Origin of the sequence: uncultured Aquimarina sp., assembly GCF_947492115.1 — a bacterium.
Lineage (GTDB): Bacteria > Bacteroidota > Bacteroidia > Flavobacteriales > Flavobacteriaceae > Aquimarina.
In genome coordinates this window covers 110,881-126,602 of the sequence record NZ_CANLMM010000003.1, presented here as the reverse complement: position 1 = coordinate 126,602, position 15,722 = coordinate 110,881, and the positions used below count along the sequence as shown (strand labels likewise).

11 protein-coding genes are annotated in these 15,722 nt (G+C 32.7%); 4 read left to right on the top strand and 7 right to left on the bottom strand.

Annotated elements, in window-relative coordinates:
* Positions 1–23: 23 nt before the first annotated feature.
* Entirely contained in the window at positions 24–1,076 is a 1,053-nt protein-coding gene (locus tag Q1A73_RS10060; protein ID WP_299604908.1) for an NAD-dependent epimerase, read from the top strand.
* 22 nt (positions 1,077–1,098) lie between these two features.
* Here the strand turns inward: Q1A73_RS10060 and Q1A73_RS10055 are convergent, their stop codons facing one another.
* Positions 1,099–2,772: a glycosyltransferase family 39 protein gene (locus Q1A73_RS10055; protein WP_299604906.1), complete on the bottom strand. Its 1,674-nt coding sequence runs from the start codon at positions 2,770–2,772 to the stop codon at positions 1,099–1,101.
* Positions 2,773–2,967: 195 nt separating this feature from the next.
* Between Q1A73_RS10055 and Q1A73_RS10050 the strand changes: the two genes are divergently transcribed.
* Genes Q1A73_RS10050 through Q1A73_RS10040 form a run of 3 tightly spaced genes read left to right on the top strand, consistent with a single transcriptional unit; the run spans position 2,968 to position 6,305 of the window.
* Positions 2,968–3,942, top strand: a complete 975-nt coding sequence (locus tag Q1A73_RS10050; protein WP_299604905.1) for a glycosyltransferase family 2 protein — start codon at positions 2,968–2,970, stop codon at positions 3,940–3,942.
* A complete protein-coding gene (locus tag Q1A73_RS10045) occupies positions 3,902–4,783 on the top strand; it encodes a lysylphosphatidylglycerol synthase transmembrane domain-containing protein (protein WP_299604903.1) in 882 nt (293 codons plus the stop codon). The genes Q1A73_RS10050 and Q1A73_RS10045 overlap by 41 nt, the downstream gene beginning before the upstream one ends.
* Positions 4,784–4,832: 49 nt before the next feature.
* Complete coding sequence (locus Q1A73_RS10040) at positions 4,833–6,305, top strand: glycosyltransferase family 39 protein (RefSeq protein ID WP_299604900.1); 1,473 nt, start codon at positions 4,833–4,835, stop codon at positions 6,303–6,305.
* Between the two features lie 10 nt (positions 6,306–6,315).
* Here the strand turns inward: Q1A73_RS10040 and Q1A73_RS10035 are convergent, their stop codons facing one another.
* The 6 genes from Q1A73_RS10035 to Q1A73_RS10010 all read right to left on the bottom strand — a co-directional run bounded on the left by Q1A73_RS10035 (position 6,316) and on the right by Q1A73_RS10010 (position 15,543).
* Entirely contained in the window at positions 6,316–7,830 is a 1,515-nt protein-coding gene (locus Q1A73_RS10035) for a glycosyltransferase family 39 protein (RefSeq protein ID WP_299604899.1), read from the bottom strand.
* An 82-nt stretch (positions 7,831–7,912) separates the two neighbouring features.
* The gene (locus Q1A73_RS10030; protein ID WP_299604897.1) at positions 7,913–8,632 is read right to left on the bottom strand and encodes a phosphatase PAP2 family protein; all 720 of its coding nucleotides are present in this window, start codon (positions 8,630–8,632) and stop codon (positions 7,913–7,915) included.
* A 426-nt stretch (positions 8,633–9,058) separates the two neighbouring features.
* Positions 9,059–9,334 (bottom strand): F0F1 ATP synthase subunit epsilon, encoded by a 276-nt coding sequence (locus tag Q1A73_RS10025; protein WP_219010889.1) that lies wholly within the window; start codon positions 9,332–9,334, stop codon positions 9,059–9,061.
* An 83-nt stretch (positions 9,335–9,417) separates the two neighbouring features.
* Positions 9,418–10,926, bottom strand: a complete 1,509-nt coding sequence (atpD, locus tag Q1A73_RS10020) for a F0F1 ATP synthase subunit beta (RefSeq protein WP_299604892.1) — start codon at positions 10,924–10,926, stop codon at positions 9,418–9,420.
* Between the two features lie 356 nt (positions 10,927–11,282).
* A complete protein-coding gene (locus Q1A73_RS10015; RefSeq protein ID WP_299604891.1) occupies positions 11,283–12,755 on the bottom strand; it encodes a G-D-S-L family lipolytic protein in 1,473 nt (490 codons plus the stop codon).
* Positions 12,756–12,777: 22 nt separating this feature from the next.
* Positions 12,778–15,543 (bottom strand): TonB-dependent receptor, encoded by a 2,766-nt coding sequence (locus Q1A73_RS10010; RefSeq protein WP_299604890.1) that lies wholly within the window; start codon positions 15,541–15,543, stop codon positions 12,778–12,780.
* Between the last annotated feature and the right edge of the window lie 179 nt (positions 15,544–15,722).

Sequence of the window (15,722 nt, the reverse complement as noted above, 5' to 3'; positions counted from 1 at the left end):
TAACTAACCTAATCTATAATCAAATGAAAATTTTAGTAACAGGAGCAGCTGGATTTATTGGTTTTCATGTAACCCGTAGACTTTTGACCATGGGACACGAAGTCATTGGTTTTGACAATATAAATTCATATTATGATCCTCAGCTAAAATATGACAGGCTTAAAGAGGTGGGTATACCCAAGAACTTGATTGTCGAAAAAAAATATGTTCAGTCGAGTATTCATTCGCAGTATCGATTTATTAAAATGGAATTGACTCAGAAAGCCGCATTAATGGATTTATTTCGATATGAACGTTTTGACGCTATCATACATCTGGCTGCTCAAGCAGGTGTACGTTATAGCTTAGAAAATCCAGACGTATATATTAAAAGTAATGTAGAAGGTTTTTTGAATATTTTAGAAGCGTGTAGACACTATCCTGTTAAACATCTTGCATATGCATCCAGTTCTTCAGTATATGGTAACACCAAAAAAACACCATTTTCTGTAGATGATTGTGTAGATCATCCTATTAGTTTATACGCAGCTACAAAAAAAAGCAATGAACTTATGGCTTATACCTATAGCCATTTATTCAAAATTCCAACAACTGGCTTGCGTTTTTTTACAGTTTATGGTCCTTGGGGACGACCAGATATGGCACCATCGCTATTTGCTGAAGCTATTATAAACAATAGACCAATACAAGTCTTTAATAACGGTAATATGGAGCGAGATTTTACTTATATAGATGATATCGTAGAAGGAATTGTAAAAGTAATATTTGATATCCCAGATGCCGAAAAAGGACACATTCCATATGTGCTTCATAATATCGGAAATAGCAATCCAATTAAGCTTATGGACTTTATTGATTCAATCGAGAAAAATTTGAATACTAAGGCAAAGAAGAACTTTATGCCAATGCAACCAGGTGATGTTCAAAAAACATATGCGGATATATCTAGTCTAACAGAAGCTGTTGGATACGCTCCACAAACCAATTTACAAGAAGGAGTGAAGCGTTTTACAGAATGGTATATTTCTTATTTCATTCGAAAACAAAGAACCAATAAATCAAAAACCTTAGTATAACCAAGTTTCATTACACAAATAATTATTCAACTTGGATTAGATATGCTTTTTCTAAGATAGCATCTCTTGTATTAGGATTCAAAAACTCTAAAGATAACCTGGTAATCCTATGGTGATATATCTCATATTCTCTTGACCAGCTTATATTCATAGCTTTCAACGACTCCAACTTATTACCATATAGAAATAACCATTGACCACTTTTCACTGTACTTGATACTTCTGAAATATGAACTGTAGGGGTAATTCTTTTGGTGTAAAAGTCGAGTGACCAGCTAGGTCTTCCATTTAACATCAGGACATCAGTTTTATTAATATCCTCCGAATTAATTACTCTTGCAGCATTGTTACCTGCCTGATATGATAATAGTTTTGGGTAAAATTGAGTATTTAAACAAAAATTGATCAAAATCATATACGATACCGATAGAATGATCAATTTTCTTATCGTTTTCATTTTTGTAGTTATTACATAACTTAATCCTACTAACAACAGTAAATAACACAAAATAATACCAACGTGTGGCATCGGAAAAGCCCAAAATATAAGAAACAATACTAAAATACTACCAATGGTTAGTATAACATACTGTAGCACTAAAAATACCTGAGAAGTACGTTTTTTATTCTTGTTGTACAATTCTGTTAAATAACCTGCTACTAAAACAGATAATATTGGTAATACGCTATTTAAATAATGCGGCAATTTAAACTTTGAAAAACTAATAACTATCAAAACTATGAAAACACCTAAAGAGGTTAATGTTTCTAGTTTAGGTTTAAAAATAAATTTGTTTATCCATAGTTCTTTACATCTATTAAATAAAGCTAAGTATGCTATAATTGACCATGGTAAAAACGCCCATAAAAGGGTATGAAAAAAGAAAAAATAATCAGGACTAGTTTCTTCAAAACCAGAGGCCGTTAATCTATTAAAACTTTGATCCCAAAGAATAAATCTAATTCCAGAAACATTCGACTGGCCATGTATAATTTTTTCGGGATGTAAATCGAATTGAACGTAATACGCATATAAAACTGGCAATATTGAGATAATGAATGATAACATACCGATTAAAGTTTTCCAAGACCAAATCACGTACCATCTTCGGTTATATGACACATATGTTAGTATGCAGATTCCTGCAACAAAGACTCCTAATTGACCTTTCGTAGAAAAAGCTATGGCTACTCCAATTGCTCCTAAAATAGCATGAATAACTTTTTCATGATTTATATATAATACTAGTTGCCATATTCCAAAAATAGTAGCACCTGTAAGAACAGCATCTGTTCTTACATCATGATTAGAAAGAACAATTGCTTGAGCAGATAAAAAAACTAATGAAGCAATGTGTCTTGCTTGTTTCCCATAAAACTCTTTAGCCAATCCATAACAAGAGATTGCTCCTATTCCCGTAAATAACAAAGCAGGAATTCTATACGCCCAATCTGATATTCCAAATATTTTAAATGATAAAGCTGCAAGCCAAAAATGCATATGTGGCTTATCTAGATAATCTTTTCCTGCTTTATAAATATTAAGGAAGTCATTTTCCAGATACATCCGCATTGCCATTGTTGCATGTTGTGCGGAATCATTCTCCATTAAGGGAATCCATAATCCAGATATATATACTATAAGCAATAATATGTATAGTATTATATAATCTTTTTTGAAAAGAAAATCTGTCATCTAAAAAGCAATAAGATCTTAATTAATAGTATCTAATTCGACCAAAAGTAGTGTAAGTACGTTTCTAAAAACAACCTCTAGCGAACTACTTAACAATTATATAACTCGACCGGAATTCCTTATTAATTTATTATCAATTACCCAATATTAAATTGATGTTCCGACTATAACTTTGATGATTTAAGAAGATTCCATATGCAGAGTATAAGATTATTATCAGTGGTAATTCCTGTATACAATGAAGAAGGAAATACGAGCTTGCTAACAGAAGCCATAGAAAATGGATTAAAAGGATATCGATATGAGATTATTTATGTAGATGATTTCTCTTCTGATAATACCCGAGAAGAAATAAAATCACTAAACAATCCTAATGTTGTTCTTGTAGAATTAAAAAGAAATTATGGGCAAAGCTCTGCTTTAGCAGCTGGTATTGACTATGCAAGAGGTGAATATATTATTACAATGGATGGTGATATGCAAAATGATCCTGCAGATATTCCTAGAATGTTAGAATTAGCCATCGATGAGGATTGGGATCTTGTTACCGGCATACGACAAAAGAGAAAGGATAATTTTATTAGAACCTTGCCTTCTAAAATAGCAAATTACATTATTCGTAAAGCTACAAATCTTCATATCACGGATGCTGGATGTGCCCTGAAAGTAATGACTTCAGAAACAGCTAAAGCGATTCCTTTATATGGAGAACTACATAGATTCATTGCATTAAACGCTCATATAGATGGTGCACGTATCACAGAAATTCCTGTAAAACATCACGCAAGAAAATTTGGTGTTTCAAAATATGGATTAGGAAGAACATTTAAAGTGATGAATGACCTTTTATTGATCATTTTCCAGCGTAAATACCTGCAAAAGCCTCTATATTTATTTGGAAATATGGGAATGTTATTTTTTGGAGTTGGCTTGTTGATTAATGTATACCTAATCATTTTAAAATTGATGGGGAATGATATTGGAACACGGCCATTACTATTATTAGGTGTGTTATTAATACTAGTAGGAATTCAATTTTTTACTATAGGGATTGTCACCGATTTATTAATGAGAACTTACTACGAATCTCAAAATAAAACTCCTTATAACATTAGAAAAATTACAACTTTTGAAACAAAAAAGAAAGAACCTGTTTTACACGTTTCTTAAAATTGGAATAACCGTATTATTACTATACCTAGTTTTTGCAAAAATTCCATTCACAGAAATTTGGGAAACATTAAAACGTGTAAATACTTTTTATCTTTTAATTGGGATAGTCTGTTTTATTTTATCCCAATGGATTTCTGCTGATCGACTTCTAGTATTGTTTACATCTTCAAGTTTTTATATAAGTCCAAAAAGCAACTATAAACTGTATCTAATAGGAATGTTTTATAATTTTTTTATTCCTGGAGGAATTGGTGGAGATGCTTATAAAGTATTTTTACTTCACAAGACTTTTAAATGGTCTACCAAAAAACTTACAGCATCTTTATTTGTAGATAGATTTATGGGATTGACGGCTATTGGAATTTTAATACTTATTTATGCTCTTATAATACCCATATTTGAAGAGACAAATATAATTGCAGGAATCATTCTATTATTAGTCTTAGGTATAACAGCTTCCTATATATTTATACAAAGGTTATTTCCAGCTTTTTTGTCTGACTATGTAAAAACCTTAGTACAATCTATTGCTATTCAGTTGTTACAATGCATTTGTATTCTATCGTTGCTAGCATCTATAACAAAAGTTGAATCCTATTCATTATATATTTTTGTGTTTTTAATTTCTTCGGTTTTATCCATTTTTTCATTTTCAGGAATAGGTGTTAGAGAAATGATTTTTTACCAAGCTTCTTCTATGTTGCAATTCGATACTGTAACTGCTGTATCTATTGGGGTTTTATTTTCTGCTATAACTGCTCTTGTATCTTTATTTGGAATTATATTTCATTTCAAAAAAGCAAATTCATATTTAAAACTTAGAGATCCGTTACAATAACGAATAGAGCATGAGCCGTCAGTTACATTTCCTAAAACAAATAGGCTCCATGAAGAACCACAGATCTTTTTTTCTTTTAATCATTACTTATTTTCTGACACATCTTTTTTTTCGACTATTACTTACAAATTCGTTAGAAGTAGATGAAGCAGAGCAAGTGTTTTTAAGCCAAAAGCTTTTACTTGGTTATAATCAACAACCACCTTTATATACGTGGATAATTATTTTTATCACAAAACTATTTGGATATAGTTTACTGAGTATCATACTATTTAGAACGGTATTATTGATTGGTATTTTTACACTTGTTTTTACAATATCAAAACAGTATCAAGACTCCTTTTTAGATGCAAATATTTCAACTTTAAGCTTATTATTATTTCTTCAGTTATCGGTTGAAAGTTTTAGACAAACCCATACAGTACTTATTACCTTTTCTGTTGTCTTCATGATCTGGTCTTTTACAAGACTTATTCGTAATCCATCGCATCTTAATTATATCATATTGGGTATTACTATTACATTAGGAATCCTATCAAAATACAATTTTGTAATCTCCTTATTAGCATTTTTATTAGCTGTTATATCAGATATAGAATACAGAAAAATAATCCTGAATAAAAAGATTAGTCTATCGATACTTGTTTTTTTAGTACTGATTACACCTCATTTTATTTGGCTGTATAAAAACATGACAACTACCAGTGAAGAAACCATTAATGATCTGGCAACACAAAACCTTTCATATATATCAACTATAACCCCAAGTATCTGGGCTATTAGTAAAGGGATTTTATCATTTGCAGGTTTGTTTTTTGTCTCTATGTTATTACTCTTTAAAGGGAAAATCAAGTCTATTTTCAAAACACAAAAAAATAGGTTTGTTAATTTTTTAGGTAGGTTTTTGACTCTTTCAGTATTGATCTTCGCTATCATTTTAATATTTACCAAAGCAACAAACGCTCATGAAAGATGGATTCAACCATTGCTTATTATTACCCCGATTTACGTGTTCTGTTGTATTGATGAGCATGAAAAATCAATAAAGAGATATACGATTTTTAAAAATATTTTAATAATTATGGCAGCTCTAACACTCGTATACAAGCCACTGAGTATTGGTTTAGGACCATCTTTAGGTTTTACAGAGCGAATCAATCGGCCTTACTTCAAATTTGCAAAATTCCTATTACAAAACCACTCATCACCACTAGAGAAATCAAATCTCATTATCTGTGATGCAATTGATTTTACAGGCACTATGAAAATGCTCATGCCTAATCATTTTTATGATACCTTTACGGCTAAAAATGATCTTTTTTACACTGCTATTGATCAGTATAATAACAAGACAATTCTCTTACTTGGAACATCAGAAAACAATCAAAAATTAGTTGACAGCATTAAGTCAAAAGTTAGTAATCTATCTATAATAGAATCCTCAAGCAAAACCTTTTTTTATAACTATAGCAATAAAAATACCTACACCTTTTATTACACCTTTATTACTATATGTAACTAATATTTAATTATCATTTCTTTTTATAAATTCGGGTAGTATGCGATTCAAATAGCGCTTTTACTTCCATGATCTTTACGATATCCGTTCTGTTTTCTAAAACATCTACCTCACGTGTATTCGTCATTAAAAATCCTTCCGGGTGTTTTTCAAAATACTCCTCTATCTCAGCTTCCTTATGAATAATCGTGAAGGTCCTTTGAAAATTAATTGGGAAAGCCGCATCAAAACTTTTATATACTTTAACTGTATCATTTTGTTTTAATATTGACTTTGCTTGCTCTACAGGGTTTCGCGAAGTTAATCTAGGATAAATTCCAAGAAATAAAATTGGTGTAATGATAACCCAACCCAAAGCAATGGTGATAAAAGCCTTTTGTAAATATCCTTTGAAATAAAAAACCAAGCCAACTAAAGTAGCTGTTGACGTTGGTATTAGCCAATAGGCTATATCACTTAGATCACCTAATTCCTTTTCTTGTAATAATACTAACTTTCCTGCTATTGGCAAGCCTATAGCCAGTAGTCCAATTAATCCTACAGCAATAGTATTGTGGATACCTTTATCCTTTCCTCTGTAAAACTCCCAAAAAGTCACTGCTAGCACCAATGCCAAAAAAGGATAACATGGCATCGTATAGTTAGGCAATTTAGTTCCTGAAATACTGAAAAACACAATAAATACAACCGATACAATAGTAGAAAATAAGAGTAATGAGTCTTTAGATTTGTTGATATATGAGTTTTTAAATGCTTTTAAAAGAAAAAAAGAAAATGGCATTAAACCCAATAAAACAAACACCCATGTAATTAGAAATATACCTCCATGACCTTCCATTTTACTTCCAAATCTATTTACATTATGATCCAGAAAAAAGCCTTTTGTCCAAGTCCCTTCGGTTTCGAAATGTACTAAAATATACCACGGTGTTGCTACTAAAAGAAAAACAATTAACCCTAAAAAAGGTTTAAATTTAAGAATCGTTTGGATACTGAAATTTTTAGTACTAATTAAAAATATGATGCAAATCAAACCTGGTAAAGCAATTGCTACAGGACCTTTGGTAAGTGTTCCCAAACCAAAAAGCACATACATTATCCATAATGAAAACTTAGAACTGGTCGCATAAAAGTCATAAAACATCCAAAGCCCAATACTTATAAAAAAGATTAAATAAGGATCTGGAACAGCCAAATGAAATTCCTGAATAAAGAAGATAGATGACCAGCATACCAAGACAAAAATCCAAGCAATATTTCTCTGAGAAAATTTATTTATATAGTAATACGATATACTAATTGCTAATGCTCCGAATATTCCAGAAAAAAAACGAGCACCGAATGCATTCACTCCAAAAAGCTTATATCCCAAAATCATAAAATAATAATGTAGAGGAGGCTTATCTGCTCTTAGTAACCGATTAAATTTTGGAACAATAAACTCAGAATGAACTAACATCTCTCTTGCAGCTTCTGCATTTTTCGCTTCATCTAGAATATAAATTGGATATGCCCATGATCCTATCAAACAAAGAAAAAGACTAATAGAAAAAATAATTAGAAAGTTTTGATGATTATATAACTTGGTAATCAAAATGAGTAGCAAAAAATTAATACTTTGGATATGATCTTATTCTTCTAATAAATAACTGCCTTAAAAACACAAGTCTTACTTTTAGCTTTCTAGACGTAACAGGTATCAGATATTTATTCATCCAAAAATATTTGGACGCAATTTTTTCAATCAAAGTAAATGCTATTATCGAAGATAAGGTTCCAAACAGAAATCCAAAATATACATCGATTAGAAAATGCTGAGCTAAATACACTCGAGAAAACCCAACACTTATTGCTAATAGAGCAAGTGTAATCGAAGAGCGATTAGAATTAAAAATTAACGCAATAAACGATGCGGCAAAAGCTGCCCCCGTTGTATGACCAGAAGGGAAGCTTACCTCTCGTCTTATTCTTATTCCTTCGGCAAAATGAAGTAAATGATCTTGACAAATCCAACTCATATAAACAGACGGTCTATAAATGTCATTGAAAAGAATTTGCTTATTAAACTGAATGAAGAAAACATGCAAAAAAAGCCCTGTTACAAAAACAAAAATCCAACGTACTCTAAGAAACAAAAGTGTTAAAGCTGCACAGACAACCATAAAACCTTCCCCAAACCAAGTAAGATTCTTAAAAAATCCGTCTCTAAGAGGAGAATTAAATCTATTTATAAAAAGTAAACTTTGTTCTTTAGGAACACATAAAAAAGGGCTAAGTATTACCAATATAACTATAAAAGGAATAATAGATTGATATCGTTTAGCTTTCATAGATACGAAGATATCACATAGTCAAAATCACCCCTTTATCCATATGTTATCGTTCGTAATCTAAGAAGTTAAAAAACACCCCATTTCTTAACTAATTGTTACTTATAAATCACTTTACTAGATCCCTAAATTTCTATATATAATCTTCCTCCATAATCAAACTGTATAGCAATATGTTTTCCTTGAATTTCCCAAAACTCTGAATAACAGTGAGGTTATATTTTCCACATAAGAGTCCCCATTGAAATTAGTTTTTTTAGGTTATGATTTAAAAAAAAAAATCATCGTTGCTATAACTCTTATATTTCTTTTTTTACATCTTCACTGGTATTAAATAGTATACTAGTAAACTTTATAAAAAATAAAAAATCCCCATTACATATAATAATAGGGATTTAATATAATGATCTAGATTGTAAATACTACTTAATCTGCAAGTACAATCACTTTATTATCTTTCATTTCAATTGTACCTGAATTTATCGCTAGAAGTGTAACACCATTTTCTTTCGTAAATTTTTCTACTACTTCTTCTTCCAAATTCATATCACCGTACACTTTCACATTTCCTTTTCCTAATAAAGAAACGATTGGCGCGTGATTATCCAACATCTGAAACTCTCCATTCACACCTGGAACAGCAACCGAAGTTACTTCGCCGCTAAACAATACTGCTTCTGGAGTTACTATTTCTAAATACATATTTATAGTTGTTTATTGTTAGTTGTCGGTTGATTGTGTACTTAGTTCAATAAGATACTATCAACTACCAACAATTAACTAGATTATGCTTCAGCTAACATTTTCTCACCAGCTTCAACAGCTTCTTCGATAGTTCCTTTAAGGTTAAATGCTGCTTCTGGCAAGTGATCTAACTCACCATCCATAATCATATTAAATCCTTTGATTGTATCCTTAATATCTACAAGAACACCAGGTATACCAGTAAACTGCTCAGCTACGTGGAATGGCTGAGATAAGAAACGCTGAACACGACGAGCACGTCCTACGGCTAACTTATCATCTTCAGATAATTCTTCCATACCAAGAATTGCAATAATATCTTGTAATTCTTTATATCTCTGTAACAACTCTTTTACTCTTTGTGCACAGTTATAGTGATCATCTCCTAAGATATCGGCAGTAAGAATTCTAGATGTAGAATCTAATGGATCCACTGCTGGATAAATACCAAGCTCTGCAATTTTACGAGATAATACTGTTGTTGCATCTAAGTGAGCAAACGTTGTTGCTGGTGCCGGATCTGTTAAATCATCCGCAGGTACATAAACTGCCTGTACAGAAGTAATAGATCCTTTCTTAGTAGAAGTAATACGTTCCTGCATCACACCCATTTCGGTTGCTAATGTAGGCTGATATCCTACCGCAGATGGCATACGACCTAGAAGTGCTGATACCTCAGAACCTGCTTGTGTAAAACGGAAAATGTTATCTACGAAGAAAAGTACATCTTTTCCTTGTCCATCTCCAGCTCCATCACGGAAATATTCTGCAATCGTAAGTCCAGAAAGTGCAACACGAGCACGTGCTCCTGGTGGCTCATTCATCTGACCAAATACGAAAGTTGCTTTAGAATCTTTCATAGCTTCCTTATCTACTTTAGAAAGATCCCATCCACCTTCTTCCATAGAATGCATAAAATCATCACCATACTTGATAATTCCAGACTCTAACATCTCACGAAGAAGATCATTTCCTTCACGTGTTCTTTCTCCTACTCCTGCGAATACAGAAAGTCCACCGTGACCTTTCGCGATATTATTAATTAATTCCTGAATCAATACCGTTTTACCAACTCCTGCACCTCCAAATAATCCAATTTTACCTCCTTTTGCATAAGGCTCGATAAGATCGATTACTTTGATTCCTGTGAATAAAACTTCTGTAGAAGTTGATAAATCCTCAAACTTAGGTGCTTGACGGTGAATTGGAAGACCGTTTTCTCCAGCTTTAGGAAGATCTCCTAATCCATCAATAGCATCTCCAATCACATTAAATAGACGTCCATATACATCTCCACCAATCGGCATTTGAATAGGAGCTCCTGTTCCAACAGCTTCCATTCCTCTACTTAATCCATCACTGGAATCCATCGCAATTGTACGTACCGTATCTTCACCAATGTGAGACTGAATCTCTAACACTATTTTGGTACCGTCTGCTTTATTAATTTCTAACGAATCGTAAATTTTTGGTAATTCAGTACCGGCAGCGAATGCTACGTCTATAACCGGACCTACAATTTGTGATACTTTACCCGTAACTTGAGACATTATATAACTATTTAATGTTTAGTATTTAATATTTAAAAAAGACCCATTTTTCTTACATGTAGAATACGACCTTTTTTCAGGCTGCAAATATAGGCTTTTAAAATGAATAACATAGCCTGTTTCATTTTGTTTTTTTCTTGTGCAAATTTAAAGGCGTCAAACCCATTAAAAAGTATAGATTATTCGATTATATTATTTCGTTTAAACTTATTACATTTTAATTTTTCATAGACAAAAATTTACTATTTCAATTCATTTTTTTACTTAAATGTAATTCGCATTTTCTTAAATATCACAACAAAAAAAGCCAGTACTACCTAAGAAGTACTGGCTATTATAATTTAATAATATACTTACTATTGTAAAGTTGGCGAATAAAATGTTGGGTAATCCGCAGCCTTTACCATTGGTAAGTTTGATTCGTAAGTCATATTAATTGCTTTAAGCGCTTCATTTGCTAATAAAGCATATCCTCTGGCAGTTGGATGCACTCCATCTAATGAGAAAGCTCCACCAAAAACTAAATCTTCCTGAAGAAGAAATTCATCAAATGTTACTCCATTAGAAGCCACTTGCTCTAATAAAGCATTTGCATCTACAAAAGCCAGACCAGCTTGATCTCTAGCCGCTGCAATAGTAGCATTAAAAGCGGTTGTTGCTGTTGCTATTTCAGCCTGCTCTTCTGGAGTTAACACCCATTTATCAGCTAATGGAATTGCCACTCCATTCACTGTCTGTGGATTTCCCGGAACCGCTTCCGTACCGATAAATGATGCAGCGGTTAACACCAATAAATCTTCTGAAGTAGCCTGTCTTATATTAATCAGTGCCGGATTAAGACCTGTTAAATCTGTTAAATCTTCGTCTAAAATAACCACAGCATTTCCTTCTCCTTCCGAAAAAGTTATTGTCCTTCTAGCTAATTCTGCATCCGCGTCTTCTTGAGAAATCGCTCCCGCCATTACAAGACCAGCAAAAGCTTGTGCAATTCCAGCATTGTATGCTCCATAAGCACTAGCACTATTTAAAAAGGCCGCTGTAGCTGCATCTAAAGGAACAGGGTTATGAGGCACTGTTGTAAAATGCGGAATAGAGGTAACATCAGGAATATTTGCAATTACACCCTTTGCTCCTCCAGAAGTCAATGTAGCGATTAACGCATTGTAAGCTTGACTAAATGTAGCGGTATCTGTAATTGGATCTGTACCATCACCACCTGTAAGGGCATATCCTAACACATCGTTATTACCAATCCATAGTGAGAAAAATGTAGGACTCTGTGCCATCGCATCTTCTATTACCGATGCATTTGGACTTGAAGCTATTCTAACATAATAAGGATTCGCAAGGGTAGGTAATCCTGCTATATTTCCATATCCATTGGCTAAAAGATGAAAACTCTTCGCTCCTGGTATTCCCATATTATTAAATGACCCTGATAATATAGATGATATTTCAGTTGTTGGTGTTCCCGGCAATACTGCAGGACCAGCTCCATTAAAAAAGAATCTCGGAGCTAATATCTGATTCCCTCCAAGTAATGCTCCTCCAACATTATCACTCATCAACGGTTGTGAAAATGCACCTCCTCCAACTAATCCGAATTGTTGGGACAAGATGTTTGGCATGGAATTTTCTTGTCCAGCTATAAATAAAGCTCCATCGGTAAAACCAGCCGTTAAAGAATTTCCTAAAGCTACATAATTAGAAAAATCTGCTGTTCCAGCTGTAAGAACAACTTCCTCAGTTGTTGTTGAATCATCATCAGATTCACAAGCTATAAATCCAAAAACTAACAGAATCAATAGCCATTTATATTGAATATTCATATTTAAAATATTTTTAGATTAATTATAAGTTGTTTATAGATATACCGATATAATATTGCGATCCTATAAACCCTGTACCAAAGGCAGTAAAATATTCTTCGCCTAGAATATTTGTTGCTCCTGCTTTAAGTGTTGCTTTTAATTTAGGAATGGTATAGTTAATTTGTCCATTAAGAACATTAAAAGAAGGAACATCTCCATCTCCGAATGCTGCTTCCCAAAAATATGCATCACTCCAAGTCCAACTCGTATTAAACCCAAAGTTCTTAAACAAACTTGTATGACCAAAAGAAGCTTTTACTTTATGCTCTGGAGTATTAAAATTTGTTCTGAAATCCGGATCTTCATTTTCATCAAAATCTTGTTTTGTAAATGTGTAATTAACTCCAAAATCAAAATTTCCTAGGATCTTAGTATCTACACCAATAGTACCACCAAATGATTTAATATCTACATCAGAATTGGTATATGCTTGGTACACTTCTGTATCTCCATTTTGCAAAGCTGCTAGTGATAAGGTACCATCTCCAACCTGTCCATAAAGAGGCACTAAAACATTTTCTGTAGATATGAAATCCGTATATATATTATAATATCCACTTAAATCAATTACAAACTTCTTGATTTTAGCACGATAACCAAGTTCTACTGCAACAACTTTTTCAGGTTCAACCAGATCAACATTTGAAACCGTAGGAGTACCATTCAATACAGAATTTAACGAAAAAGAGTTTTCATATGCTTGTCTACCTACTACATCTACAGAACTATTTCCTGTTAACAACTGACCATCTCCACTTAGATCAAAGTTTCTAACATCTCGATCTAAATTCTCTGAAGCCGATCCTACAAGTATTGCCCTCCCCACATCTAAACCAATGAACAAATCTTGTGTTGTTGGATTTCTAAAACCAGTTTGAGCCGATAAACGAATATTATGATTTCTATCTGCTCCCGCTGTATAACCAAGGGATAATCTAGGAGATATATTTCCATCAAATAACTCCGATTTATCATATCTAATAGAACCTGTAATTTTTAATCGATCATCAATTAATTTCTTTTGTACTTGAGTATACACCCCAAACTCCGAATAACGAATTGGTCCGTCAAAATCTGTAAATATAGTTCCCGAGGAATTTAATTTGTATTCTCTAAAAGACCCTCCCACTTGGATATCTGCAAAATCACTAGTAATATGACTAAAATTATAATTAACATCTACGTGCCTTAATTGACTAGCATCTTGAAATTTAGATCCGGTTGTAAGATCTGGATCTGTAGTAACCGTATTAAATGCATTCTCGAATTCTGGTGTTCCTGGTAAAAATCTGCCTGTATCTGCGGTTTGTCTTGCTATTAAATGCGCTTGTTCCGGTAATTGACCTGCTAAACTTGCCTGTACAAAGGCTCCTGCGTACTCTCCAAACCAAGTTTGGTCATCTTTCCATAACCTATTAATATTAATTCCTGTAAATCTAGAATCGTATGAGTCTCCTGCATCTTCATCTGTAATATATCCTCTTACAAAAAAGTTATCATTTTTAATTTCTAATTTATGCTGCTGTAAAAAGAAATTTCGAATAGAATATCTATTTGCTCCTTGATAAATTGTCGTACCACGACCAACTTTCCCTAAATAAATAATTTCGAAATCGTTTGCAAAAGGACGATAATGAAGTGCTGCATCAAACTTTATACTTTCTGCATTATAATTGTTTAAATCACTTTCTAAGTAACCTGTTCTACTAACTTCTTGATTGGGTAATATATTTTCTGCTCCAGCTGGTAACAACCCAGCATTCACCAATGCAACTCCAACTCCTCTAATATTAGTACTTACTTCATCTCCATATACATTCAGTCCATCATAGTTTGGGTCTAATCTAGTACCAGTAATAATATCATTAGAAACACTGACTTCATTTGTAGCAAACCAATCTGTACCTCTGAGATAAGAAAAATTAACTTTAGCAGCAAGTTTATCAGAGAATGCATGAGCAATCCTAATTCCATAATCATAATATTCATTGTCACCTCCGACTTCTTGAGAGGTAATACCACCTTTAAAATACGCACTTATCCCTTGATGATCAAAAGGATTCTTGCTAGTCATAAATAAAATTCCGTTAAAAGCATTTGCTCCATAAAGTGCAGAAGAAGCTCCTGGCAGTAACTCTATACTATTTACATCTAATTCTGTCATTCCTAACAGATTTCCTAAAACAAAATTTAGAGCAGGTGCTGCATTGTCCATGCCGTCAACCAACTGTACAAATCTGGTATTAGCAAAATCCGCAAATCCTCTGGTATTTACTGATTTAAAGGTTAAACTATTGGTATTGATATCAACTCCTTTTAAATTCTCTAAACCATCATAAAAATCTGCTGCAGGAGTAGTTTTTATTTTCTTGATTCCAAAACGTTCTACACTTACGGGAGATTCAAACACCCGTTCTGGTGTTCTAGAAGCTGAAATAACTACTTCATCTAATTCTGTTCCTTCCTTTAATGTGATCGTAATGTCAGAGGTGCTCGATGTAATATCTACGGTAGCAGATTCAAAACCTATACTACTTACGATAATCGTAAATGGTGGCGTTTCCTCTAAAGTAAGTGTGAATAGACCATCAAAATCCGTAACAGTCCCGACAGAAGCCCCCTGCAAAGCTATATTTGCTCCAGGAATGGGTTGATTGTTATTATCAACAACTTTCCCACTAATTGTTGTTTGTGCAGTAGAAATAATACTTATTAAAAGTACTATTACTAACGTAATTGTCCTCATATCCTAAATTAGTTTTTATGTTATGACAACAATATACGTTTTTTTATCAATTCTTTAAAAAAAAGTTAAAATCATGTGTTTTTCTTAATCTTAAGCCTTCTATTATGACAATTATTCTTTTTATTAAAGCTATACTTACTTTTTATATAATTACAACCTTAATGACGCAGCGAAATTAA